Genomic DNA, 23421 nt, shown 5'->3' on the forward strand with positions numbered 1-23421 from the left:
CGAGCTCCAGCTACGATCCCCAGCTCGGGGTCGAGGCCGAGGGCAAGCTGGCGCTGGCCTCGACCGGCGCGTCGGACGAGGGCGGCCGCGACAGCTACGCGGCCCCGGTGCTCGGCTGGCGCGTCCACGCGATCGCCCGGCTGCGCACCGGCCACCTGCTGGTCCCCCACCTCGTCGTCGGCTTCGGTGGCGAGAGCGTCCTGACCGGCTCGCCGTTCATGGCCGACGACACCGACGCCGCGTTCTACTGGGGCCCGGGCGTGTCGTGGCGCCTGACCGACCAGCTCGACGGCCGCGTCGATCTGCGCCACGGCCTGACCGCCGGCCGCGTCGATGACGTGGTCTCGACCTTCGAGATCCACTTCGGCGTGACGACCGGGTGGGACCTCGCGCCCGGCAAGGCCGGCCCCCGCCGCCCGCCGCCCGACACCGACGGCGACGGCATCCTCGACCCCGACGACGACTGCCCGACCGAGCCCGAGACGGTCAACGGCTTCCGCGACCGCGACGGCTGCCCCGACGTGGCCGACCGCGACGGCGACGGCATCCTCGACCCCGACGATCAGTGCGTCGACGATCCAGAGAACATGAACGGGGTCGATGACGACGACGGCTGCCCCGAGATCGACGACGACGGCGACGGCCTGGTCGGGTCCCAGGACGCCTGCCCGCAGGCGGCCGAGGACTTCGATCGGTTCCAGGACGCCGACGGCTGCCCCGATCTCGACAACGACGGCGACGGCAAGCCCGACGCCTCGGACGTGTGCCCGGACGAGCCCGAGACCTACAACGGCTTCGACGACGACGACGGCTGCCCCGACGAGGTGCCCAAGGTCGTCAAGCAGTACACCGGCGTCATCGCCGGCATCACGTTCGACTTCGCGAAGGCGCGCATCCGGCCGACGTCGAAGAAGACGCTCAACGCCGCCGCCAAGATCCTGCGCGAGTACGCCGCGATCCGGATCCGGGTCGAGGGCCACACCGACGACAAGGGGCGCGCGCGACCGCAACCTGGCCCTGTCGCAGAAGCGCGCCGACGCGGTGAAGTGGTACCTGGTCGATCAGGGCATCGCCGCCGATCGCATCGAGACGGTGGGCCACGGCCCCGACGTCCCGCGGGCGTCGAACAAGACCAACAAGGGCCGCGCCGAGAACCGCCGGATCGAGTTCCACATCCTGATCCAGGACCAGAGCGGGACGGTGACGTCGCCGACACCTGGGTCTCAGCCCAGCGCACCCGCACCGTCGACCCAGCCCTCGACCCAGCCGCCCGCGACCCAGCCCGCGACCCAGCCGCCCGCGACCCAGCCGGCCGCCCCGTCGACCCAGCCGGCAGCGGTGGCCGGCCGCCCCGTCGACCCAGCCGGCCGCCCCGTCGACCCAGCCGGCCGCCCCGTCGACCCAGCCGGCCGCCCCGTCGACCCAGCCGGCCGCCCCGTCGACCCAGCCGGCCGCCCCGTCGACCCAGCCGGCCGCGCCCGCGACCGACCTGCCCTGACCCGGGTCAGCGGCGACGCGCCCGCGGATCAGGCAGCAGCGCCAGCACCCAGGCGGCGTACTCGCGCGCGGCCCACCGCAGCGCGCGCCCGGGATCGCTGGCCTCGAGCCCCGCCGCCGGGTACGCCGCGCGCACGTCGAAGCCATGCGCACGGAACAGCCGCGTCGCGCGCCGGGTGTGGAACCGCTGGGTCGCCAGCCAGATCGTGCGGACCTCGGGCGCCAGCGCGCGGACCAGCCGGGCGTTGTCGGCGGTGGAGCGCGCGCGACCCTCGATCGCGATCGCAGCGGCGTCGACCTTGGCCCCGCGCAGCGCGCTCGCCATCGCGTCGGCCTCGGCCCGGGCGCCGCCGCGGGTCGCGCCGCCGGTGACCACGATCAGCCCGGCGGCGCCGCCGCGCCACAGCGTCAGGGCCACCGCCAGGCGCTCGGCCAGGACCGCGCTCGGGCGCTGATCGGGCGTGAGCGGCGCGCCGAGGACGACGATCGCGTCGCGGCGCTCGAACGGGCCGGCGCCGATCGCCTCGCCCAGCGCCAGCGGCCGGGTCAGCGCCTGCGCCAGCGCCCGCCGGATCACGGCGCCGGGGTCGGCGGCGGCGCCGGCACCAGCGCCGGGTCGACGTCGGCGAGCACGTAGGCCAGGACCGCGATCGCGGCGACGCCGTCGGCGAGCGCCTGCGGATCGACCTTGTCGAGCGTGTCGGCCCAGGTGTGGTGGATGTCGAAGTAGGTGCGGCCGTCGACCGCCAGGCCCAGGCCGAGCACGCCGGCGTCGACCAGCGGCGACACGTCGGCCTCGGCCCCGTCGTCCTCGACCGCGGTCGCGCCGAGCGGCGCCAGCAGGCCGACCGCCTCGGCCAGCCGGGCCCGCAGCGCCAGATCGTCGTGGGCGTCGACGCGGAAGCCGCGCGGCGCGAACCCGCCGCTGTCGCTCTCGAGCGCGGCGACGTGGTGATCGGCGGCGTGGGCCTGGGCGTAGCCGCGGCCGCCGCGCAGGCCGTTCTCCTCGTTGGTGAACAGCACCACGCGCACGGTCCGGCGCGGCGTCAGGCCCAGCGCGCGCAGCGTGGTCAGCGCCTGCATGACGTGCACGACCCCCGCGCCGTCGTCGTGGGCGCCCTGCCCGACGTCCCACGAGTCGAGGTGGGCGCCGATCAGCACGATCTCGTCGGGGCGCTCGCGCCCGCGCAGCTCGCCGATCACGTTGGCCGAGGGCGCGTCGGGGAGGAGCTGGGCGCCCATCGTCAACGTCACCCGCACCGGCCCGGTCGCGGCGAGCCGGGCGATCAGATCGGCGTCCTCGGTGGTGACCGCCGCCGCCGGGATCCGCGCGACACCGTCGGCGTAGCGCATCGCGCCGGTGTGGGGGCTGCGCAGGCTGTGCGCCGTCACGCTCCGCATCAACACCGCGACCGCGCCCAGCCGGGCGGCCGCGCTGGCGCCGGCGCCCCGGAACGGCACGACGTCGCCGTAGCCGGAGCCGGTGGCCGCGGTCCAGGTCGGCATCGCGACGTCGTACAGGACGATCGCGCCCTTCACCTCGGCGGCGCGGGCGCCCAGCTCGTCCCAACCATGCACGACCACCACCGGCGCGGAGATCCCGCCGCGCGGGGTCCCGACCGATCCGCCCAGGCCCAGCACCACCAGATCGCGCGCGATCGGCGCGACGATCCGCGCGGCCTCGGCGCCGCGCCGCCAGTTCGGGACCATCACCGGCTCGGTCGTCGCGGTGTGGCCGTCGGCGCGCAGCGCGTCGGCCGCCCACGCGATCGCCTGGTCGAGCGCCTTCGAGCCCGCCAGCCGGTGACCGATCCGATCGGTCAGGTGCGCGAGCTTGGCGTAGGCGCCGCGATCCGCCCGGGCGTGCGCGATGATCTGCTCGGCCACCGCGCGGTAGGCGTCGGCGATCGGCGTCGGCGCGGGCGTCGGCGCGGGCGTCGGCGCCGGCGCGGGCGCGACCACCGGCGCAGCGTCGGGCGCGACCGATGGCGCGACCACCGGCGCCACGTGCGGACCGCCGCACGCCACCAGCCCGAGCAGCGCGATCCACCGCCGCGCGCTCACGACGCCGCGTCCGGCTCGGCGTCCGGCTCGGCGTCCGCGTCGGCCAGCACGGTCGGCTCGGCGCCGGCCCCGAGCCGCGCCGCCATCCCGGCGCACAGCTCGATGCGCGCCAGCAGCGGCCCGCTCGCCGTCGGCGCCAGCGCCGCGCGGCCGGCCAGCTCCGACAGCGGCAGCAGCAGATCGAGCGGCGCGCCGTGGCCCGGGTGGACGCGGTGCCGGACCCCCGCACCGGGCCACCCGGCCAGCCAGCCATCGAACCCGGCGCCCAGCGCGGTCTGCGCGTCGGCGTCGAGCGCCACCAGCAGCTCGTCGCGGTGGCCGCGGCACCGGAACGCCGCGTCGAAGGACGGCAGGTCGAGCGTGAACGTCGCCCCCGCGGCGGGCGGCTCGGGGTGCTGGCCGTGCGGGCGCGCCAGCGCGGTCCAGCGGGGCGCGCTGGTGACCTCGCGACCGCACACCAGGTCGACGGTCACCACACAGCCGTCGACCCGCGTGATCGACAGGCGCACCGGCACGGCGTGGCGCTCGGCCAGGACCACCGTGGCGATCCGACCGTGGTCGCCGCGCACCGACACCGCGCTGGCGTCACCGCCGTCGGCGCGCAGCGCGTTGACGAGCTGCCCGACGAAGGCCTGCCAGCGCTCGTCGTCGACCACGGGCGTCGCCGGGCGGAACACCCGCTGCTCCTCGCGCTCGGCGTCCGTCGACGCGTCGGCCATCGCCAGGAGGCCGACCGCCGCGACCGCGAAGTTCATCGGCCACGGGAAGCCGAGGCCGGCGAGCACGACCAGCGCCATGCCGACGCCGAGCCGACGCCGCGCGGGCGTGGGCGCGGTCAGGCACGCGACCGCGGTCCAGACGATCGTCGTGAACGCGAGCAGGTAGAACGCGATCCACTCGCTCACCGCGCGCGGGTCGAGCGCGAGCCCGAGCCCTCGGTTGATCGCGCCGATCGCCGCCAGGTAGTCGACCTTCAGCATGATGGCCCCGGCGGTCGCGACCACCACCGCCGCGATCACCGGCGGCACCTGCACCAGCGAGCGGGTGAACGGCCGCGGCGCCAGCAAGTACGGCGAGGCCACGGCCGCGATCGTGAGCGCCAGCCGCGTCATCGAGCCGAAGCCGGCCTTGGCCTCGCCGACGAAGATCTCGTTCTCGGTCCACAGGTGCTGGGTCAGCAGCGCGAAGCCCGCGTAGACCAGCACCGGCGCGGCGATCATCGTGACGCCCGCGGCGACCGACAGCCCCGGGCGCTGCAGCCAGGTCCACATCATCGCGGTCAACGCCACCCCCGCCAGCGCGCCGACCACCAGCCAGGGCGGACCGCCATGGTTGGTCGCCCCGCCCGCCACCGCCGCCGCGAGCGCCAGCGTGAACACGCCCATGATCGTCACCATGGCCCGCTCGACGTTGCTCGCGCGGCTCCACCGGGCCCGGGCCTCGAGCCGTCCGACGACCAGCGTCAGCACCCCGACGACCGTCACGAAGTAGAGGAGGAACAGCGCGAGGTAGTCGAGCGCGACGTACCAGCCCGGCGGCACCACCTTCTCGGGCACGCCCTTGATGATCTGGGGCTTCTTCTCCAGCCCCTTCACGATCACCCGGCCGACGAGCGCCTCGACCGACACAGCGAGGAGCAGGGTCCGCTCCATCGCCCGGCGTGTCTGGCTGAGCGCATCCATCAGGGGAAAAAACCGTAGCGTCTTGGCGTATTTGCGTCAAGCCGTCGGAGGTTTCTGGCGTCGACTACATCGGATACCATATCCTACATTTCATGCAGGTCCACCGCGCGCTCCTGGTAGCCCTGACGATCGCGGTGTCCGCGACCGCGGCCGGCGCCGACGCCGCGGCGACGCCTCCGCACGCGCGACCGCTGGTCGTGCTCGACGCCGGCCACGGCGGCTCCAACCCCGGCGCCGCCGGCGCGGTCACCGGCCTGTTCGAGAAGCAGCTCACGCTGAGCGTCGCCCGCCAGGTCCGCGACCGGCTCGCCGCCGCCGGCATCGACGTGCTGCTGACGCGCGATCGCGACGCGACGCTGACGCTGCGCCAGCGGGTCGCGCTCGCCAACCAGCGGGCCGCCGACGTGTTCGTGTCGATCCACGCCAACGCCTCCCCCGAGCGGGTGCAGCGCGGCTACGAGACCTTCGTGCTCACCGCCGCCGGCGTCGACGTCGACGGCCGCGCCCTGCGCAGCGAGAGCGGCACGCCGCGGACGGTCGACGCGGCCACCGCGCTGGTCCTCGACGACGTCGAGCGCGGCGCCGCGCAGTGGGAGGCGGCCGACCTCGCGGCGGCGGTCCAGCGCGAGCTGCGCGCGGTGCGCGGCGCCGACGGCGATCGCGGCGTGCGGCAGGACGCGCACCACGTGCTGCTCGGCGCGACCATGCCGGCGGTGCTGGTCGAGATCGGCTTCATCGACCACCCGATCGAGGGCCACGAGCTGGCCGAGCCCGCGACCCAGGCCGCGATCGCCGACGCCCTCGCGCGTGCGATCGCGGCCGCGTGCCTGCCGTCGGCGATTTCGCGGTAGGGTCCGGGCCATGCGCCCCGACGGCCGACGCCACGATCAACTCCGCTCGCTCGAGATCATCACCGGCTACCAGAAGCACGCCGAGGGCTCGGCCCTGGTCAAGCTCGGCGACACCTGGGTGCTGTGCGCCGCCTCGGTCGAGAAGGGCGTGCCGCCGTTCCTCGCCGGCAAGGGCACCGGCTGGCTCACCGCCGAGTACGCGATGCTGCCGCGCTCGACCCACACCCGGACCAAGCGCGATCCCGGCGGCCGCGGCAAGGAGATCCAGCGGCTGATCGGGCGGGCGCTGCGGGCCGCGGTCGATCTCGACAAGCTGGGCGAGCGCACGCTCGCGGTCGACTGCGACGTGCTGTGCGCCGACGGCGGCACCCGCGTCACCTCGATCACCGGCGCCTGGGTCGCGGTCGCGCTGGCGCTGCGCACGCTGGTCGCGCGCGGGGTCCTGGCCGATCTGTCGGCGCTGCGCCCGCCGGTGGCCGCGGTCTCGGTCGGGATCGTCGATGGCGCGGTCGTGCTCGACCTGCCCTACGTCGAGGACTCCCGCGCCGACGTCGACATGAACGTGGTCATGACCGAGGACGGCAAGCTGATCGAGGTCCAGGGCACCGCCGAGGGCGCCGCGTTCACGCGCGCCCAGCTGACGGCCATGCTCGACGTGGCCGAGGTCGGCATCCGGACGCTGACCGCGGCCCAGCGCGCGGCGGTGGGCTGATGCGCCCGCTGGTGGTCGCCACCCGCAACCGCGGCAAGCTCTACGAGCTGCGGGCCATGTTCGACGGCCTCGGCGTCGAGGTCATCGATCTGGCCGAGGCCGCGACCCGGCTCGGCTACGAGCTGCCGGACACGATCGAGGACGCGCCGACGTTCGTCGGCAACGCCGAGAAGAAGGCGCGCGAGGTCGCGGCCGCGACCGGCTGGCCGGCGCTGGCCGACGACAGCGGCCTCGAGGTCGACGCGCTCGGCGGCGCGCCCGGCGTGTACTCGGCCCGCTACGCCGGCGGCCACGGCGACGACGACGCCAACAACGCCAAGCTCCTGGCCGCGCTGGCCGGCGTGCCGCCCGAGCGCCGCACCGCGCAGTTCCGGTGCGCGCTGGTGGTCGCCGATCCGGCCGGCGTGCTCGCCGACGGCGTCATGACCGCCGAGGGCACCGTCCGCGGCGTCATCCTCGACGCGCCCCGCGGCGCCGGCGGTTTCGGCTACGATCCGCTGTTCTTCTGCCCCGAGCTCGACCAGACCTTCGCCGAGGCCGGGGTCGGCCCCAAGGGCCACGTCTCGCACCGCGCCCGCGCGCTGGCGACGCTCCTGCCCAGCCTGCGCGCCTACCTCGCGCTCCGGCGCTGACCCGTCGTCACCGCGACAGGCCTTGCGCGCCGGTCCGGTAGCGGGTACTCCTTCGATCGTTCGCGACAGCGATCCGGGGTGTAGCGCAGCCTGGTAGCGCACCTGTTTTGGGAGCAGGGAGCCGGAGGTTCAAATCCTCTCACCCCGACGAGACTCTGCAACGCGCCCATAGCTCAGCTGGATAGAGCATCGGCCTTCTAAGCCGAGGGTCAGAGGTTCGAGTCCTCTTGGGCGCGCCGCGCGCGTCGGCTCAGGCGCGTCGGCTCAGCCGCTGATCGTGACCTTGCGGCCCCCGCGCCGGCTCAGCACCGCCGCCCGAGCCCGCAGGCGGCGTCCGCGCGGGCGCGCCGCGCGCGTCGTCGGCTCAGCCGCTGATCGTGACCTTGCGGCCCCCGCGCCGGCTCAGCACCGCCGCCCGAGCCCGCAGGCGGCGTCCGCGCGGGCGCGCCGCGCGCGTCGTCGGCTCAGCCGCTGATCGTGACCTTGCGGACCCCGCGGCGGATCAGCACCGCCTCGAGCCGGCTGCGCAGGTCGCCCTGCAGCACGATCGCGTCGCCCTCGACCACGCCGCCGCAGCCGAGCGCGCTCTTGAGCTCCTTGCACCACCGCGCCAGCTCGTCCGGGGCCAGCCCGAGCTTCTCGACGATGGTGGCCTCCTTGCCGCCACGGCCCTTGCGCTCGAGCCGGACCACCGCGCGGGCCGGGCCCTTGGCGACGGCGGCGGGCGCGGTCGGCGCGGCGGGCGCCGCGGGCGCCGACGGGAGGAGGTCACGCAGCCCGGCCAGGGCGCCGAACCCGGGGTCGTTCTTGCCCGACATGATGACCATCATCGTAGCATCGGTCGATCGACCGAAAACGCCGACGGCGCCTTGCGGCGCCGTGCGGCGTGCCCCGAGGGGCTAGCGGGGGTGGATGATGGGGATCGAACCCACGACACCCAGAACCACAATCTGGTGCTCTACCGATTGAGCTACATCCACCACGTGGTCGGCTTTCTAGCCGAAAATCTGGGCGACGTCTATGCCCAAACCCCAGGGTTCGCCTGGGTTGATCCCTGGGATCGAGCCCGGCGTCGAGCCGCCGAGCCGGTCGCTCACTCCGCCGACGGCGCCTCGCCCCAGTAGCTGCGCAGCACCGTGGTCTCGTAGTTGAGGTCGCCCAGGGTGGTCTTGCCCTCGCCCGCGGCGATCGCCTCGTCGAGCTTGGCGCCGCAGTCCTTGCAGTCCTTGCCGGCGATCTTGGGCAGGGCCAGCTGCACGCTCTGGCGGATGATGCGGTCGGTGCTCTTGGCCGCCTCGAGCAGCTTGTCGGTCTGGCTCGCCGCCGCCGGCCCCATCTTGCCCAGCTCGAGCATCGCGCGCTCGATCTGCGCCGCCAGGATCTCGTCCTTCTCGTCCTGCTTGAACTGCGCGAGGCCGCTGATGTACGGGTCCAGCTTCGGCTTCACGTCCTCCCACTTGGCGTCGAGCGTCGCGCCGTAGCACTCGACCTTGTCGCCGCAGCGCATCGCGATCTCGACCCGGGCGATGTGGGTCTCGAACACCCGCTGCGACGCGAGGTAGTTCTTGGCCTTGCTGTCGGCCTCCATGAAGTCGGCCTTGGCCTCGTCGTAGGCCGGCTCGACCTTGTCGAGCGCGTTGGTCGCGGCGGTCAGGCGGGTGAGGATCTCGACCGGCGCGTTGCCCTTCTTGATCGCCTCCTCGAGCTTCTTCTCGCCGCCGGCCCGCGCCACGGCGTCCTTGGCGGCCTTGAGCTCGGCCCGCGCGGCGTCGTAGGGCGCCTGCGCGGCCGCGAGCGCGGCCTTGGGTGCGCCGTCGGCCGCCGCCCGCGCCTTCTGTGCGCCCTCGGTGAACTGCTTGACCTGCTCCTTGAGGATCCCCAGGCGGTCGGCGGTCCGGGCCAGGCGCGCGTACGAGGTCGCGGCCTCCAGGCGCGTGGTGAAGTCGCCCGGGTTCTTGACGATCGCGCCCAGCGCGTCGAGGCCGGTGGTGGTGCCGGTCTTCTCGCTGCCGTCCTTGGACACGAACGAGTACACGCCCAGCGCCATCGGCTTGAGGTTCGCGTCCTTGGTCGTCATCGCCAGGTCGAGCACCGGCTGCGCCGCGGCCGACGACCCGATCTTGCGGAGCGCGTCGAGCACCCCGTTCTGGGCCGGCGGCCCCGGGTTCTTCTGGACCAGGTAGGCCGGCTTGGGCTCGCGGGCCAGGGCCTTGAGCAGCGACGGGACCAGCGTCGGGTCGTAGAGGTCACCGGCGATGATCGCCGCGTAGTAGTCCATCGCCGAGACCGGCACGCACTGCGAGAGCGGCAGCTGCTCCTGGCCGACGTCGCCACAGTACATGTCGAGCTTCTTGTCCTTGAACAGCGTGTTGAGGTCGCTGTCGGTGCCCTCGAGGGCGGCCTTGATGCGCTCCGGCACCGCGGGGCCCGACGCGACCAGCGAGCGCCGCACCTGCTTGAAGAAGAACGGCAGCCGGTACATCACCTCGATCAGCACCGGCACCGCCAGCGGGCTCTTGATCTTGCCGAGCGCGATGATGGCCGCGCCGTGCATCGCCGGGTTCTGCGGATCGAACTCCTCGCGCAGGATGTTGGCCAGGGTCGGCACCGCGCCGTCCTTGCCGAGCACGCCGAGCGACAGGATGGCCTGGCCGCGCACGGCCTTGGCCTCGCTCGACGTCGCGGCCTTGATCAGCGAGTCGAGCGCCTCGTCGAGCTTGGCCTCGCCGAGGGCCTCGGCCGCGAGGCGCGCGCTCTCGACCGAGCGCGGGTTGGCGGCGTCGACGTCGTCGATCGCCTTGACCAGGATCGGCAACGACTTGTCCCAGCTCGCCGGCCGGGCCTTGCTGTTGTACTTGTACTGGGCCTTGGCCTCGGCCTCGGTCAGCGGCTTCGACAGGTCGATGATGACCTGCAGGATGCGCTCGGGCCGCCCCTGCTTCTCCCAGGCCTTGCCGAGCGCCGGGATCGCGCTGGGCTCGCCGAGCCGCTCGAGCTCGGTCACCGCGCGCTCGACCTCCTTCGGGTCACCGAGCTTCTTGGTCCAGGTCTTGGGGTTGAACGGGTCGTCGGGGCACCCGGTCAGCGTCGCCGTGACCAGCACCGCCAGCATCAGGACGGCGCACCGAGAGAGCTTCAGGTGTCGGATCCACAGGGTCATCGGACGGTCCTTTCGAGGGCGTCGGCACTATAACGAAACGGCCGAACGGAGCGGCGGGGGGACGGGGCCTTTTGGCAGAAAGCCCGCTGCCGGAGGACATCCGACGAACGGGCTTTCGATCGATCACGAACCCGGCGGAGCCGGGCGCTCGTTCACTTCACCTTGACGGCGAACAGCACGTTGTCGAAGTTCGCGTACTTCGCGGTGGTCACGACCATCGTGATCACGCGCGCGTCGGTGTCCTCGTCGGCCTGCAGGATCACCAGGCCCTCGGGGCACAGGTAGTCGTTGCTGACGATGCCAGCCTTGGCGTCGTCGCAGGCCTTCTTGGCGCGCTTGTCGGCGCCCTTGCCGCCGAGCGCCAGGTTCTCCTTGGTCTTCTTGCTGTGGGCGTCCAGCTTGAGGAACAAGGCCTCGATCTTCATCTGCGGGTTCTCGTCCTTCAGCAGGCTGTCGAGGGACGCGACCTGGAAGCCCTGGAACGAGAGATCGGTCTTGGTGATCGTGATGATCGGCGCCTCTTGCAGCTGCTGCTTGGTGTCGGCCTTCGGGAGCTCGAGCCCCTTCTGGGCCTTGATCAGCTCGCCGTTGGTCGAGAACACGATCAGGAGGAAGGTGACCAAGATGGTCATCATGTCGACGAACGGCGTCAGGTTGAGGCGCACGTTCGACGACCGGGAGCTGCCCCCGGCTGCGCCCTTGGCCAGGTGCTTGAACGGCACCGAGCGATAGAGGCGAGATCCTGCTTTGTGGACGGGCATCGCGGGTTCCCTCTCGGTGACTAAAGGCTCGGGCGCCAGGACAGGCTGGAGGGCTCGGACAGGCCGACCCCCTCGAATCCGTTCTTGGCGGCGAGGTCCATCGCGTGGATGATGTCCTTGTAGAACACCGGGTGCTGGGTGGTGCTCTCGGCGGCGATCTCGATGTCTTTCTTGCCGTCGAAGATCGGCTCCTTGCGCAGGGCGACGATCGCGCCCTCGATCTTGCCCCACTCGTACTCGCCGTTCTCCTTCTTGGCCACGACCGGATCGATCGGGGCCGAGCTGACCCCGATGTAGATCGTGTCGGGCTGCAGCAAGATGGAGATCTTGGGCTCGATGACGTCCGGCGGCGGCTCGTTCGAGCGGGCCTTGCCCTTGGGCTGGATCGTGATGCGCGCGATCTCGCTCCACACCGCGGTCACCAGCAAGAAGGCGGTGAGGCAGCTCATCAGGTCGATGAAGGGAACAATGTTCAACTCGACGTTGAACGACTTGCTGTTCCCGGTATCAATGGCTCCGCCCATCGGGGTCCTCCAGAGGTAGTTGGCAGGTCAGATCGACAGGTCAGCCCACGAGCCCGATCGAGCCGAAGCTCGGCGGGAGGGTCACGCGACCGCTCGTGGGCCTGGGGATCAGCCCTGCGGCGACTGCATCTGGGCGCGGTGGTTGACGACCAGGTTCACGACCTGGACGGTCACCTCGTTGATGTCGTCGGTGACCTTGGTGGTCTTGCCCTGCAGCAGCGAGAAGCCGAGCAGACCGACCAGCGAGGTGCCGATGCCGAAGGCGGTGCAGTTGAGGGCCTCGGAGATGGCGCCGGCGAGGTCCTGCGCCTTGTTTCCGCCCTGGTCGTCGCCGACCGACTTGAAGGCCTTGATCATGCCGGTGATGGTGCCGATGAGGCCGGCCATGACGGCGAAGTTCGAGAGCATCGCCAGGTACGGCGTGCGCGCGTTGATCTTGGGGAGCTCGCGGAGCGCGGACTCGTCCATGGCCGCCTGGACCTCGTCGTCGCTCTTGTTGAACTTCATGAGGCCCGCCTGGACGATGCGGGTCATCGGGGTCGGGTTGCCCGAGCACACCTTGATGGCGCCCTGGACGTTGCCGGCCATGACCTGGCTCTTGAGCAGGGCCAGGAGCTTGTCCTTGTCGACGGAGGCCTTGAACAGGTAGACCGAGCGCTCGACGATGATGCCGATGATGAGGATCGAGGTGATGAGGATGAGCCACATGCCCCATCCGCCCTCATGAAACGCTGCCGAAATCGTCTGCAACATGGTCGACTTCCTCCGAGTACCGGGCGCCGTGCGCGGGTTGAGAAGTTGAAAAGAAACCGAGGTTTCACTGTGCAAGGACAGATCCATGCACTTAACCCGCTGAGATCGCGGGAACTCCCGCCGCTGGCCCCCGGGGCGAGCCGGGGCGCGACGCAACGGCCCGAGGCGAAATGCCCCGATCTGCGGGTCGGTGGGAACCGACGGCCCGGCGCTGGTGTCAGAGGCGTTCGGTGAAGCTCCGCCATCTCTCGCTCGCCGACGTCGTCGTGGTCATCGTGGTCGCGGTCGCGTTGTTCCTGCCGGCCCGCCGGCTGTCCGCGACGCCGGTCGGCAAGGTCGACGATCACGGCCGGCGCGCCCTGGCGTTCGCCGAGGCCCGGGTCGAGGCGCGGCCCGGCGACGGCCCAGCGGTCTACGAGCTGGTGCGCCTGCTCGGCGACGCCAAGCTGTCGGACTGGGCGGTCCAGGCCGCGGCGGTGGCGGCCGGCCGCGCGACCGAGTCGCCGACGCACTGGCGCGCGCTCCTGGCGGTGTCGGTGGCCCACGTCGATCGCTACGAGGCCAAGGAGGCGCTCGACTACGCGACCCAGGCGCTGGCGGCGTGCGCGCGGGCCGCGGCGACCACCTGCCCCAGCTGGGAGCAGGTCCGCGTCGAGCTGTACCAGCGCCACCTCGACGCCGGCGTCCGCTCGGGCATCAACCCGCGGCAGAACCCGATCGCGTTCCGCCAGGCCGGCGAGGCCGCGCTCCGGCAGGTGCGCACGATGGGCACCGGCATCGCGCCGCAGCCGCAGCCGCAGCCGCCGGCGCCGTAGGTCGCGCCGGCCCGTCGCGCGGCGCCCCCGCGCACGGCCGCGCCAAGCTCCGCGACCGACCGGACGGCTCACCCCAGGACGACGTCGGCGATCAGCGGCCGGTGGTCGCTGGCCTGCTTGGCCAGCTCGGTCTCGCCGCGCATCAGGGCGTCGAACCGGACCGCGCCGCGGACGTAGATCCCGTCGAGCGCGCGCAGCGGCGCCCAGGCCGGGAACGTGCGCGGCCGGCGGCCGACGCCGGCGAAGCCGTGGGGCACGAGCCAGCCGCTCAGCGAGCCCCAGACGTCGTTGAGGTCGCCGCCGATGACGACCGGGGTCTGCTGGTGCAGGCCGTGGAGCGGGTGGCACTCGACGAAGTTCTCGACCTGGATGCGCCGCTCGTACTGGGCCAGGCCGAGGTGCAGGTTGAACACGTGCAGCGTGCGGGTCAGCTGCTCGTCGCGGATCCGGCAGGCGACGTGGAGCGCGCTGCGCCGCTTCTTGGGGGCGACGGTCAGATCGATGTTGCGCATCTCGTCGAGCGGGAACCGCGACAGCACCGCGTTGCCGTAGGTGCCGCCGCCGCGGACGGTGACGTTGGGGAACCACGCGTGGTGGGCGAGGCCGAGGCCGTCGGCCAGGAGGCTGGCCTGGTGGTCGCCGTTGGAGCGGCGGGCGCCGGCGTCGACCTCCTGCAGCAAGACGATGTCGGGCTGGTAATACGCCAGGCACGCGACCGTCCGCGCGGGATCGTAGCGGCGGTCGAGCCCGCCGATGCACTTGTGGATGTTGTAGCTGGCGATCCGGACCTTCACGCGCGCGCGCCTCCGTCGATGCGAGCGACCACGAGGGTCATGTCGTCGTCGATCGGCAACCCGCCGAGGTGCGCGGCCAGCTCGCCGGCCAGGCGCCGCTGGACCGCGACCGGGTCGAGCTCGTCCTCGCCGAGGCGGCGGAGCACGCGCTGCAGGCGGCGGTCGCCGAACTGCTTCCCGTCGGCGCCGTGGCACTCGATCAAGCCATCGGTGTACCAGATGACTACGTCGCCCGCCGCGATCGGCCGGGTCGCGAGCTTCGCCACCGTCTGCGCGCCCGCGCCCAGCGGGTTGCCCCGCGCCACCAGCGCCGACAGCTCGACCGTGTCGCCGTTGGCCCCCACGGTCGCGCGCGGACGGCACACGTACGGCGCGACGTGGCCGGCGTTGGCGAAGTGGATCTCGCCCGCGACCGGATCGAGCACCGCGGCGAAGCAGGTCAGGTGGAAGCGGCCGGCGCCGACCTGGCGGACCGCGTGGTCGAGCTGGTGCAAGAGGGTCAGCACGTCGAGGTCCTCGGGCCGGGCCAGCACCGCGGCGTCGCACGCGCCGCGGGCGGCCGCGGTCACCATCGCCGCCGCCACGCCCGAGCCGGTCACGTCGCCGATCACGATCAGCGTGCGCCCGCCGGACAGCGCGTAGCGCGACCACCAGTCGCCGCCGCACTCGCTCGCGGGCTGCCACGAGCCGACCACGGTCACGCCGTGGTGGCGGCTCGGCTCGGGACCGGGCACGAACCCGGCCTGCACCGCCGCCGCCAGCTCGACGTCGCGGACCAGCTCGGCCCGGTCGGCGGCCTCGTCGGCGATGCGCACGTAGTCGAGCGCGGCGCCGGCGCGATCGGCGATCGACCCCAGGAACCGGAGCTCGAGCGGCCGCCGGGCCGCGCCGCGGCCGCGCTGCCGCAGCACCAGCAGGCCCACCAGCTCGTCGCGCACGATCAACGGCACCAGCGCGGCCGCGCCGTGGGCGGCCATCAGCCGCTCGATCGACGGCCGGAGGTCGGCCAGATCGGCGCCCTCGATCTCGCCCAGGAACAGCGGCCGCCGACGCTCCGCCAGCCACGGCCCCAGCAGCGGATCGGGCACGTGATCGCCCTCGATCGCGGTCCCGTCGGCGCGCCGCCACGACCAGTCGTCGCGGGCCGGCGTGATCACCTCGACCTCGTTGCCGACGCCGATCTCGCACACCTCGCGGGTGAGCGCGGCGACCTCGTCGACCCGGGTCAGCTGGCGCACCCGGGTCGCGTACTGCGTGACCAGGCGATCGAGCGGGCCCTCGCCCGGCGCGCGGATCGACCACAGCCGCGCGAGCAGCGCCACCGTCAGCCGCGCCCCGAGCGCGCCCAGCATCAGCGCCCCCGCGGCCACCCACGCCGGCCAGTCGGTGATCGCGTACCGGGCCACCCCCCAGGCCGCAGCGCCGCTCAGCGACAGGGCCAAGAACGCCACCGGCGCCCGGCTGTCGAGGGACTGCGCCCGCAAGAGGTCGTCCTGCAAGATCGAGCGCAGCGCCAGCAGCGACCCGATCGTCACGAACAGCCAGCTCAGCGGCACGTAGCCGACGCCGTACGCGAGCAGCACGTCGCTCATGCCCATGAACGACACCGCCAGCGCCACGAGCCCGCCCCACAGCTGCCGCCGTCGCAGCGGCGAGGTCGCCCGCCGCGCGGCCCGGAGCGCCTCGACGAACGCGGTCACCGACACCACCGAGATCGTCAGCGTCGCGGGCAGCACCATCGGGCCCGCGGCGAAGAACCGCAGCCCCGACGGGGTGCGGATCACCCGCGCGACCGCGAGGTCGGTCGTCAGCCCGAGCGCGAGGAACACCAGCGCGACCGCCGCGGCCAGGATCACCGGTGCGCGGTAGGCGCGCAGCCGCCCTGCCAGCGCCAGCTCGAACACCATCGCCCCGGTCGCGGCCAGCGGCACGAACGCGATGCCGAAGCGGAAGAACGCGTGCGCGGCGACGTCGTCGGGCGCCGCGACCGCCAGCCCGAAGCCGACCACGAACGGCAAGAGCCCGCTCGAGAACAGGATGATCGGCGCCCGCAGGTGCGGCGCCCCGCGCATGAACAGCGCGTACAGCAGCACCGCGGCGAGCGCGCTGGCGGCCACCACGAACGGCAGGCCGACCAGGCCGAGCGCGTAGCTGTCGGCGTCGAGCAGGGGCGTCATCTAGCGCCCGGCTGAGAATAGCGGTCCCGCGACCGCGCGGGTGTACAATACGTGGCTGATCGCCGACGATCGCGATCGGTCTGTGCCGCTCTCTCGCCTGGACGCCCACCCGCACCTCACCCGCGCCTGTCCGCCGTCCGCGCGCGGGTGCGCGGAGCCTCGCCGTGGCTGACGACCGGCGCAGCCGCGGACCGCGCTCGGGCGTCAACCTGCCCCTGCCGCCGCCCGAGGCCGACGGCGACGAGGCGGTCAGCCGCGTGCGCATGAGCGGGCTGGTCGCCGACCACACCGCGCGGGCGGTCCCGGCGCTGCCGTTCGGGCCAGGCTGGGAGCTCGACGACACCACCGACGACGATCGCGCGCTCGAGAGCGTCACCTCGGCGGTGCGGGTCAAGGACGAGCCCGAGATGCTCGCGGCCGCGCGCCGCGCCGACCGCCAGACGATCGCCGGCGTGAAGCACGCGCGGCGCCTGCCGCTCAACGCCGACGAGAGCGCCCCGGTGCCGAGGCTGCCCGAGCTCGACGAGGCCCCCCGCCTGCCGGCGCCGCCGACGTCGGCGCCGCCGCGCCTGCCCGAGCCCCCCCGCGGCCCTGACGCCGCGCGCCTGCCGCTGCGGGCCGCGCCCAACACGCCCCCGAGCGGCCACGCGCTACCGCGGCTGGGCCGGACCGGCCCCGCGATCGCGCTGCCCATCGTCCCGGCGCCCGCCGGGCCGCCGCCGCTGCCCAGCCTGCCCGCGCGCCCCGACGGCGTGTCCGCCCGCGGCGACGGCCCGCCCGCGCGGCCGCCGAGCCCGCCCCCGCGCCCGCCGACCCCTGACAACAAGCCCGGGCCCCGGGCGCGCCCCGACGCCAAGCCGGTCATCGCGCGCACGATCGCGGCCGAGGCCAAGGTGGCGGTCGCCGCCGCGCCGCTGGCGGTGCCGCCGCGCGCGCCCGGCGGGGATCGGGCGCCGGCCGCGCCCGGCCGCGTGATCGCCGGTCGCTACAAGATCCTCGACCGCATCGGCGTCGGCGGCATGGGCAAGGTCTACAAGGTCAGCCACACCCAGCTGTCGAAGACGTTCGCGCTCAAGGTCATCGGCGAGAACCTGGCCGACACCGACGAGGCCCGCGAGCTGTTCTACCGGGAGGCGCAGCTGGCCAGCGCGGTCAACCACCCGAACATCACCTCGGTGGTCGACTTCGGCGAGGATCCCGACGTCGGCGCGTTCATGGTGATGGAGTTCGTCGAGGGCGAGCCGGTCCACCGGGTGCTGCGCCGCGAGACGCGCCTCGGCGTGCGGGTCGCGTGCGAGATCATCCTGCAGGTCGCCGACGCCCTCCACTACGTGCACAGCCAGGGCATCGTCCACTGCGACATCAAGACCGAGAACATCCTCCTCGCCGAGCAGCCCGGCACCAAGCGCCGGCAGCTCGTCGTCAAGCTGCTCGACTTCGGCCTGGCCCGGTCGCTGACCGGCGGGCGCAGCTCGGGCCCGCTGTCGGGCACGCCCCACTACGTCGCGCCCGAGCGCATCCGCGGGGACGCCGCGACGCCGTCGTCGGATCTGTACGCGCTCGGGATCCTGTTCTACGAGCTGATCACCGGCCACGTGCCCTGGGACGGCGCGGTGTCGAACATCCTGTCGGGCCACCTCGAGCAACAGCCGACGCCGCCGTCGCAGCTGGTCGCCGGCCTCGAGCCCGCGCTCGAGACGTTGATCCTGCGCGCGCTCGCCAAGACCCCGGCCGAGCGCCACAAGGACATGGCCGCGTTCATCTACGAGCTGCGCACGGTCATGGACATGCTCGGGTTCGGCCACCGGCGCCGCGGCGGTGGCAAGCGGGTCGTGATCGAGCGCAGCAAGAACGAGCGTGACGCGCTGGCCGCGCGCATCGTCGACGGATGTCGCCTGCCGCTGGCGCTGCTCTCGCGCGACAGCACGATCCTGGTCGCCAACCCGGCGTGCGCCCGGTTCGTCATGGGCATGGTGGTCGAGATCGAGGGCATCCCGCTGACCTCGACGCCGCTGGCCGGCGCCTGGCGCACGCTCGAGGCCGACCTGGCCCGCGCGGTGGCGGCGACGCCGATCCGCCGCATCCTCGAGATCGACGTCCCGACCGGCCCGCCCCAGCGCCTGCTGGTCTGGCTCGATCCGTGCGGCGACACCGTGCTGTTCGGCGTCCAGCCGCTCGAGACCTGATCGGCGGCGTCAGGGGCGGCGGGGTCGGGAGGCCGCGCCCAAGGTCGCGGCGAGGTCAGCCCGCGCGCCGACCGCCGCTCCGTCTGCGGGACGTGGTCCCGCGCGCCGACCGCCTCACGTCTGCGAGGTGGCGCCGGGTCGCCCGCCGCCCTCCCCAGTTGTGGAGGCGGCGGTCCCGCGCGGCGAGCCGCGCGACGCCCGCGCCTCAATACGAGTAGGTGGTCTTGCCGGTCAGCGTCCCGGTGGTCGGCATGCCGTTCGCCGTCCCGCTGATCGGGCCGCTCATCGACATCTCGATCGGGTTCGTGCTCGGCAGCTCCAGCCGGGCGGTGCCCTTCATGTCGAACTGCAGCTGCTCCGTGCCCTTGGCCTGGACCATCGACATGGTGAGCTCGAAGACCGCGACGGTCGCGTCGAACGACCGCAACGTGAACGAGATCGCCGACGGCACCGGCTTGCCCGGGTTGGCGCGCGCCTTGAGCTTGGCGAGATCGTCAGCGGTGAACACGTACGGCTCGCCGATGGTCCAGGTGCGGTTGGCGAGGATCTGCTGCATCACGTCCGGCTTGCCCAGCTCGTCGTTCTCGTCGGCCAGCTCGGCCAGCTCCTCGGCCGACACCGCCGCGCCGTCGGCGGTCGTCGCCTTGATCTCGCCGGCCTCCGACCACACCACGTAGGCCTTGCCGGCCAGCACGTTGGGCTTGGCCTGGACCTTGCCCGCGATGGTCTGGGTGTTGCTGATCGACGGGTAGCTGGCCTTGACCTTCATCATGACGTCGCCGGCGAGCTCGAGGAGCTCGAGCTGCTCCTCCTTGTGGCCGACGACCTGCACGTCGACCTTCTTGCCCTTCGCGTCCATCTGCAGAGCGATCTCGTTGTCTTCGATCTTGGTGCGCTTGTCGCCGACCTTGGGCGGCACCTCGGTGAGCTTGAGCGTGGTCCCGGCGGCGGGCGCGGCCGCCGGCGCGGCGGGCTCAGCGGCGGGCGCGGCGGTCCCAGCGGCGGTGCCCGCGGCCGGCGCGGCGGTGCCCGCGGCCGGCGCGGCGGTGCCCGCGGCCGGCGCGGCGGTGCCGGCGGCCGGCGCGGGCTTGTCGGACTTCTTGCAGGCGGACGCGACCAGCGCGCTGGTGAGCGCGGCGGCGAGGACGATCGAGGAGGTGCGCATGCCGTGGGGTATCACGACCGCGACCACGGCGGGGCCGCGCCGCTACGCCGCCAGCGCCCGCCGCAGCACCCGCTCACGATCCGTGACGTGGTCGGCGTCGATCGGGAACACCGTGACCTCGAGGTGGCCGTCGTCGGTGGCTCGAGGACCGGTCGGTGCCCGACGCCAAGGCCACACCGGTGCGCGCGCGGCCGCGCGCGGCCGCGCAGCGTGATGGTCGTGCGCGAGTCGCTCCCTCGGGTCACAGGCGCTCGGCGCGGCGGCGCGTCGGTCGGCGCAGGCTCGTCGGGCGTGACCGTCAACGCGGGCCCGACCTCTACGCATGGTCGCGCGCGCAGCACTGAACGTGCCGCACCGGCGCCCTTGCGGAGCACCGGCCGGCTCGACTACCGTGATTCGGTTGTACATTCGTGTGGGGACATGGATTGGCGTGGCGTTCGGTGCGACCGGGTGCTCGCTCGGCGTCCATTCGCTCCTGGCCCGCAACCCGGACCAGAACCTGACCCTCACCCCCGACATCCGGAGCGGTTCGCTGACCGGCACCGTCGACGAATCGGTGGGGGCGACCGAGCTCTCGGTGGGGGGCATGATCGGGCGCGACGCGGTCGTGGTCGAGCTCGGCGCGAGCTTCGGCGTGCGCCAGGTCGGCTTCGAGTCGCCGACCGACGGGCTGACGATGGTCAAGCCGCCGGCTCGGCCTGATGGCCTCGAGGGCCGCGGCTTCTACGACGCGTACTTCGCCGGCGTGATGGTGCCGGTGACCACCGTCGACCGGCTGGGGATCGGCGGCTACGCTCGCGCTCAGGTCACCGGCCTGTCTCGGCTGTTTCCGTCGAGCAGCGCGAGCTACGACCTCGAGGCTGGGGTCGAGCTCGACCTGCCGATGGCGACCGGTCCGAACCGGATCTTCGTCCGGATCGGCGGCGTCCTCGAGGGCGCGAACTACGAGCTCGACATGGCCGACGACATCGGCAACGCGACGGGCTCGACCTCGTTCTTCGGTTTGACCACGACCATCGGAGTCCGGGTATGGGAGCGATGAGCCGCGCCGTCCGGATGGCCACGGCCGCCGCGCTCGCGCTCGCGAGCGGCTGTCTCGCCGGCGACATCGGCCATCCGCAGGCGGCCTTCAGGCTCGGTCACGGCAACGCGATCGCCGCCGCCGGGACGTCGCGCGGCACCAGCGCGTCGATCGTGTACGCCGACCACGGCGGCCCCTTGACCCGGACCGCGCTGTTCATCCCGCGCCTCCTGAACGCGCCCGCGAGCCCCGTGCAGGGCAAGTGCTCGGACAACGTGCTCGGCACCGTGACCACCTGCGTGTACTGGGTGACGCAGGCGGGGCTCGACGAGTACAAGGTCAAGGTCGCGGCCTGGCAACAGAACCTGATGACCGGCAAGTCGTCGGCCGAGACCAGCCTCGAGGTGGCGAGCACCGCGCTCGGCGGCGACACCTCGGGCTTCCGGTTCACGCTCGACTACCCGCTGTTCGGCGAGGGGCGGGTGTTGGTCAAGGCCGGGGTCGGGTTCGGCATGTTCACGATGCATGGTCGGTCGACGCGGACGCTGACCGCGACGCCGACCAGCGTCCAGGTCGTCGAGGCGACCGCGGACGTCAAGAGCAGCCACCTCGCGCTGCCGTTGACGGTGCTGGTGGCGCTGCCCCAGAGCGTCCTCGCCTCGTACCGCCTCGAGTGGAACCTGCTCCGCTACCAGGGCCTCGGCGACGGCCCGAATGAGACCTACCACCCGCAGGTGTCGCGGTTCGGGCTCGAGCGGATGCTCGCGCCCTACGTGCGCCTCGGGGTCGAGCTGCAGATCGACGGCGTGCGCGCCCGTTCGTCCACCGTCAGCGCGGAGCTGGGCGTTGCGTTCTAGCGCGCTCCCCTCGCTGGCGGTCGCGGTCCTCGTCCTCGGGCGGGGCGCGCCGGCGGCCGCGCAGGGCGCGCCGCCCGACGACCTCGAGCCCGCGGGCCCCGCCGATGACGACGAGCCCGACGACGCGGCGACACCTGCCGACGACGACGCCGCCGCCACCGACACCCCCGACGCCCCCGCCGCTCCCGACGCCCCCGACGCCCCCGACGCCCCCGACGCTGCCCCCGACCGCCGCGCGGACCGTCCGTCGATCGTCGTTGGACTCGAGCTCGGCGTCGGCGGGGTGATCGGCGGAGGCAGCGAGGTCCACGGGGCCGGGTTCGGCCGCGGCTTCTCGATCGGCGTCCGCTGGCGCCAGACCTCGCTCGAGTGGCACTTCGCCGAGCTCTACGACGCGCCGGTCGACGCGGGGCTGGTCGCCTCCAACGCCGCCGGCCAGCTCAGCATGTCGAGCCTCGGCCTGCGGCTAGCGCCCACGCCGACGCTGTCGGTGTACGGCGGGATCGCCTATGCGGACGTGCCGCTCCTGGTCCGCGACTCTGACACCGTCGTCCGTGGCAGCTCGATCGAGGGGATCGGACCGATCGCCGGAGTGGCCGTCGGCTGGTCGGCCGGGCCCATGGCCTTCGGGCTCGAGCTGCGCCTCGCCCGGCTGCTGATCACCGACGCCGTCCCGCCGCACCTCACCGTCACCGGCCCCGCCGACGCATCCGGGACGATCCCCGTGACGACCGATCACGCCAGCCTCCACCCCACGATCGCAACGCTGACCGTCACCGTCCGCCTCGCCGACTGACCGCGCCGTCCCTTTCCTGCCGCGGTGCGGTCGAATTCGTTAGCGATCCCGGCCACCTGCGACCCAGGAGCCTGTCTCCTTTCCCGCCGCGGTGCGGCCGAATTCGTTAGCGATCCTGGCCACCTGCGACCCAGGAGCCTGTCCCCTTCCCGCCGCGGTGCGGCCGAATTTCGTTAGCGATCCTGGCCACCTGCGACCCAGGAGCCTGTCCCCTTTCCTGCCGCGGTACGGTCGAATTCGTTAGCGATCCTGGCCACCTGCGACCCAGGAGCCTGTCCCCAACTGGCCAGCGCGTGTCACCGCGCTCGGCGAGCGCCGCCCCGAGGCGCCAGGTGGCGCACCCATGGGCCGCGCGCAGTTCCGCAGCGCTCACGAGCTCACCACGAGCAACGCCGACGATCGCTCGAGCACTCGGTCGGGGATCTCGTCAGCGCGAGGCATGTTTGAGCACGGCCCATGGGGTGCGCCACCGCCTGCGCCTCGGCGACACCCGCCCGCGCTAGCCATGGACGCCAGGCAAGGCGGGCGCGGCTCACCGACCGCGCCCGCAGCTCGGCCGGCGATTCCCCGAGGCGCCAGGTCGCGCACCCATGGGCCGCGCGCAGTTCCGCAGCGCCCACGAGCTCACCTCGAGCAACGCCGACGATCGCGAAAGCACACCGTCCGGGATCTCGTCAGCGCGAGGCATGTTTGAGCACGGCCCATGGGGTGCGCCACCGCCTGCGCCTCGGCCACACCCTCGCCCTGCGACCATCTCCACCAGGCCGAAGGCAGATCCGGATCCGGAAGCAAATCCGGCAGCGCTGGAGCCCGACGAGCCCCAGCCCAGCCCGAGCGCCGCCCAATCCAACCGAAATAGAAAACAGCCCGCATCGTTAGATGCGGGCTGTGACCAGCCCAGGACATGTCCTGAGACCAGCGCAAAAAGACCCCGGCAGCGACCTACTCTCCCACAGAGTTGCCCCTGCAGTACC

19 protein-coding genes, 3 tRNA genes, 1 rRNA gene and 1 pseudogene (1 of these 24 only partly in view) are annotated in these 23421 nt (G+C 73.2%); 11 read left to right on the forward strand and 13 right to left on the reverse strand.

Annotation, left to right across the window (positions count from 1 at the left end; genetic code table 11):
- The first annotated feature begins 600 nt into the window (after window positions 1-600).
- Window positions 601-1158: pseudogene (locus IPL61_15150) on the forward strand (OmpA family protein).
- 346 nt (window positions 1159-1504) lie between these two features.
- Here the strand turns inward: IPL61_15150 and IPL61_15155 are convergent.
- The 3 genes from IPL61_15155 to IPL61_15165 all read right to left on the reverse strand — a co-directional run bounded on the left by IPL61_15155 (window position 1505) and on the right by IPL61_15165 (window position 5243).
- Entirely contained in the window at window positions 1505-2074 is a 570-nt protein-coding gene (locus IPL61_15155; GenBank protein MBK9032625.1) for a YdcF family protein, read from the reverse strand.
- A complete protein-coding gene (locus IPL61_15160; GenBank protein MBK9032626.1) occupies window positions 2071-3459 on the reverse strand; it encodes a M20/M25/M40 family metallo-hydrolase in 1389 nt (462 codons plus the stop codon). Before IPL61_15160 ends, IPL61_15155 begins: the two co-directional genes overlap by 4 nt.
- Before the next feature lie 98 nt (window positions 3460-3557).
- Entirely contained in the window at window positions 3558-5243 is a 1686-nt protein-coding gene (locus tag IPL61_15165; GenBank protein MBK9032627.1) for a hypothetical protein, read from the reverse strand.
- A 92-nt stretch (window positions 5244-5335) separates the two neighbouring features.
- Here IPL61_15165 and IPL61_15170 point away from each other — a divergent pair, with 92 nt between their 5' ends.
- The 5 genes from IPL61_15170 (at window position 5336) to IPL61_15190 (ending at window position 7674) form a co-directional block, all read left to right on the forward strand.
- Window positions 5336-6094, forward strand: coding sequence for an N-acetylmuramoyl-L-alanine amidase (locus IPL61_15170; protein ID MBK9032628.1), 759 nt, complete (start codon window positions 5336-5338; stop codon window positions 6092-6094).
- Window positions 6095-6104: 10 nt separating this feature from the next.
- A complete protein-coding gene (gene rph / locus IPL61_15175) occupies window positions 6105-6806 on the forward strand; it encodes a ribonuclease PH (GenBank protein MBK9032629.1) in 702 nt (233 codons plus the stop codon).
- Window positions 6806-7438: an RdgB/HAM1 family non-canonical purine NTP pyrophosphatase gene (rdgB, locus tag IPL61_15180; GenBank protein MBK9032630.1), complete on the forward strand. Its 633-nt coding sequence runs from the start codon at window positions 6806-6808 to the stop codon at window positions 7436-7438. The genes rph and rdgB overlap by 1 nt, the downstream gene beginning before the upstream one ends.
- 74 nt (window positions 7439-7512) lie before the next feature.
- Window positions 7513-7586 (forward strand) — tRNA-Pro (locus IPL61_15185).
- Between the two features lie 14 nt (window positions 7587-7600).
- Window positions 7601-7674 (forward strand) — tRNA-Arg (locus tag IPL61_15190).
- Window positions 7675-7902: 228 nt separating this feature from the next.
- Here the strand turns inward: IPL61_15190 and IPL61_15195 are convergent.
- The 6 genes from IPL61_15195 to IPL61_15220 form a co-directional block, all read right to left on the reverse strand.
- Window positions 7903-8268: a translation initiation factor gene (locus IPL61_15195; protein MBK9032631.1), complete on the reverse strand. Its 366-nt coding sequence runs from the start codon at window positions 8266-8268 to the stop codon at window positions 7903-7905.
- Window positions 8269-8345: 77 nt separating this feature from the next.
- Window positions 8346-8418: transfer RNA gene (locus tag IPL61_15200), tRNA-His, on the reverse strand.
- A gap of 113 nt (window positions 8419-8531) precedes the next feature.
- A complete protein-coding gene (locus IPL61_15205; protein ID MBK9032632.1) occupies window positions 8532-10598 on the reverse strand; it encodes a HEAT repeat domain-containing protein in 2067 nt (688 codons plus the stop codon).
- 152 nt (window positions 10599-10750) lie between these two features.
- Window positions 10751-11359 carry a biopolymer transporter ExbD gene (locus tag IPL61_15210; GenBank protein MBK9032633.1) on the reverse strand — a complete coding sequence of 203 codons (609 nt, stop codon included), beginning with the start codon at window positions 11357-11359 and terminating at the stop codon, window positions 10751-10753.
- 20 nt (window positions 11360-11379) lie between these two features.
- Window positions 11380-11835 carry a biopolymer transporter ExbD gene (locus tag IPL61_15215; protein ID MBK9032634.1) on the reverse strand — a complete coding sequence of 152 codons (456 nt, stop codon included), beginning with the start codon at window positions 11833-11835 and terminating at the stop codon, window positions 11380-11382.
- 156 nt (window positions 11836-11991) lie between these two features.
- On the reverse strand, window positions 11992-12636 hold the full coding sequence (locus tag IPL61_15220; GenBank protein MBK9032635.1) for a MotA/TolQ/ExbB proton channel family protein: 645 nt from the start codon (window positions 12634-12636) through the stop codon (window positions 11992-11994).
- Window positions 12637-12866: 230 nt separating this feature from the next.
- On the opposite strand from IPL61_15220, the gene IPL61_15225 reads away from it, so the two are divergent.
- On the forward strand, window positions 12867-13451 hold the full coding sequence (locus IPL61_15225; GenBank protein MBK9032636.1) for a hypothetical protein: 585 nt from the start codon (window positions 12867-12869) through the stop codon (window positions 13449-13451).
- A 68-nt stretch (window positions 13452-13519) separates the two neighbouring features.
- Here IPL61_15225 and IPL61_15230 read toward each other — a convergent pair whose 3' ends face one another.
- Window positions 13520-14245, reverse strand: a complete 726-nt coding sequence (locus IPL61_15230) for an endonuclease/exonuclease/phosphatase family protein (GenBank protein MBK9032637.1) — start codon at window positions 14243-14245, stop codon at window positions 13520-13522.
- Complete coding sequence (locus tag IPL61_15235) at window positions 14242-16422, reverse strand: SpoIIE family protein phosphatase (GenBank protein ID MBK9032638.1); 2181 nt, start codon at window positions 16420-16422, stop codon at window positions 14242-14244. The genes IPL61_15230 and IPL61_15235 overlap by 4 nt, the downstream gene beginning before the upstream one ends.
- Before the next feature lie 164 nt (window positions 16423-16586).
- Between IPL61_15235 and IPL61_15240 the strand changes: the two genes are divergently transcribed.
- A complete protein-coding gene (locus tag IPL61_15240) occupies window positions 16587-18608 on the forward strand; it encodes a protein kinase (protein ID MBK9032639.1) in 2022 nt (673 codons plus the stop codon).
- Window positions 18609-18813: 205 nt separating this feature from the next.
- Here IPL61_15240 and IPL61_15245 read toward each other — a convergent pair whose 3' ends face one another.
- Window positions 18814-19773, reverse strand: coding sequence for a hypothetical protein (locus IPL61_15245; GenBank protein ID MBK9032640.1), 960 nt, complete (start codon window positions 19771-19773; stop codon window positions 18814-18816).
- A 322-nt stretch (window positions 19774-20095) separates the two neighbouring features.
- Here IPL61_15245 and IPL61_15250 point away from each other — a divergent pair, with 322 nt between their 5' ends.
- Genes IPL61_15250 through IPL61_15260 form a run of 3 tightly spaced genes read left to right on the forward strand, consistent with a single transcriptional unit; the run spans window position 20096 to window position 22447 of the window.
- Window positions 20096-20815, forward strand: coding sequence for a hypothetical protein (locus IPL61_15250; protein ID MBK9032641.1), 720 nt, complete (start codon window positions 20096-20098; stop codon window positions 20813-20815).
- Window positions 20812-21651, forward strand: coding sequence for a hypothetical protein (locus IPL61_15255; GenBank protein MBK9032642.1), 840 nt, complete (start codon window positions 20812-20814; stop codon window positions 21649-21651). Before IPL61_15250 ends, IPL61_15255 begins: the two co-directional genes overlap by 4 nt.
- Window positions 21641-22447, forward strand: a complete 807-nt coding sequence (locus IPL61_15260) for a hypothetical protein (protein ID MBK9032643.1) — start codon at window positions 21641-21643, stop codon at window positions 22445-22447. Before IPL61_15255 ends, IPL61_15260 begins: the two co-directional genes overlap by 11 nt.
- Before the next feature lie 929 nt (window positions 22448-23376).
- On the opposite strand, the gene rrf is transcribed toward IPL61_15260, so the two are convergent.
- Window positions 23377-23421: ribosomal RNA gene (rrf, locus tag IPL61_15265) — 5S ribosomal RNA — on the reverse strand; it runs 72 nt beyond the window's last position.

Source organism: Myxococcales bacterium, assembly GCA_016717005.1.
GTDB lineage: Bacteria > Myxococcota_A > Polyangia > Haliangiales > Haliangiaceae > UBA2376.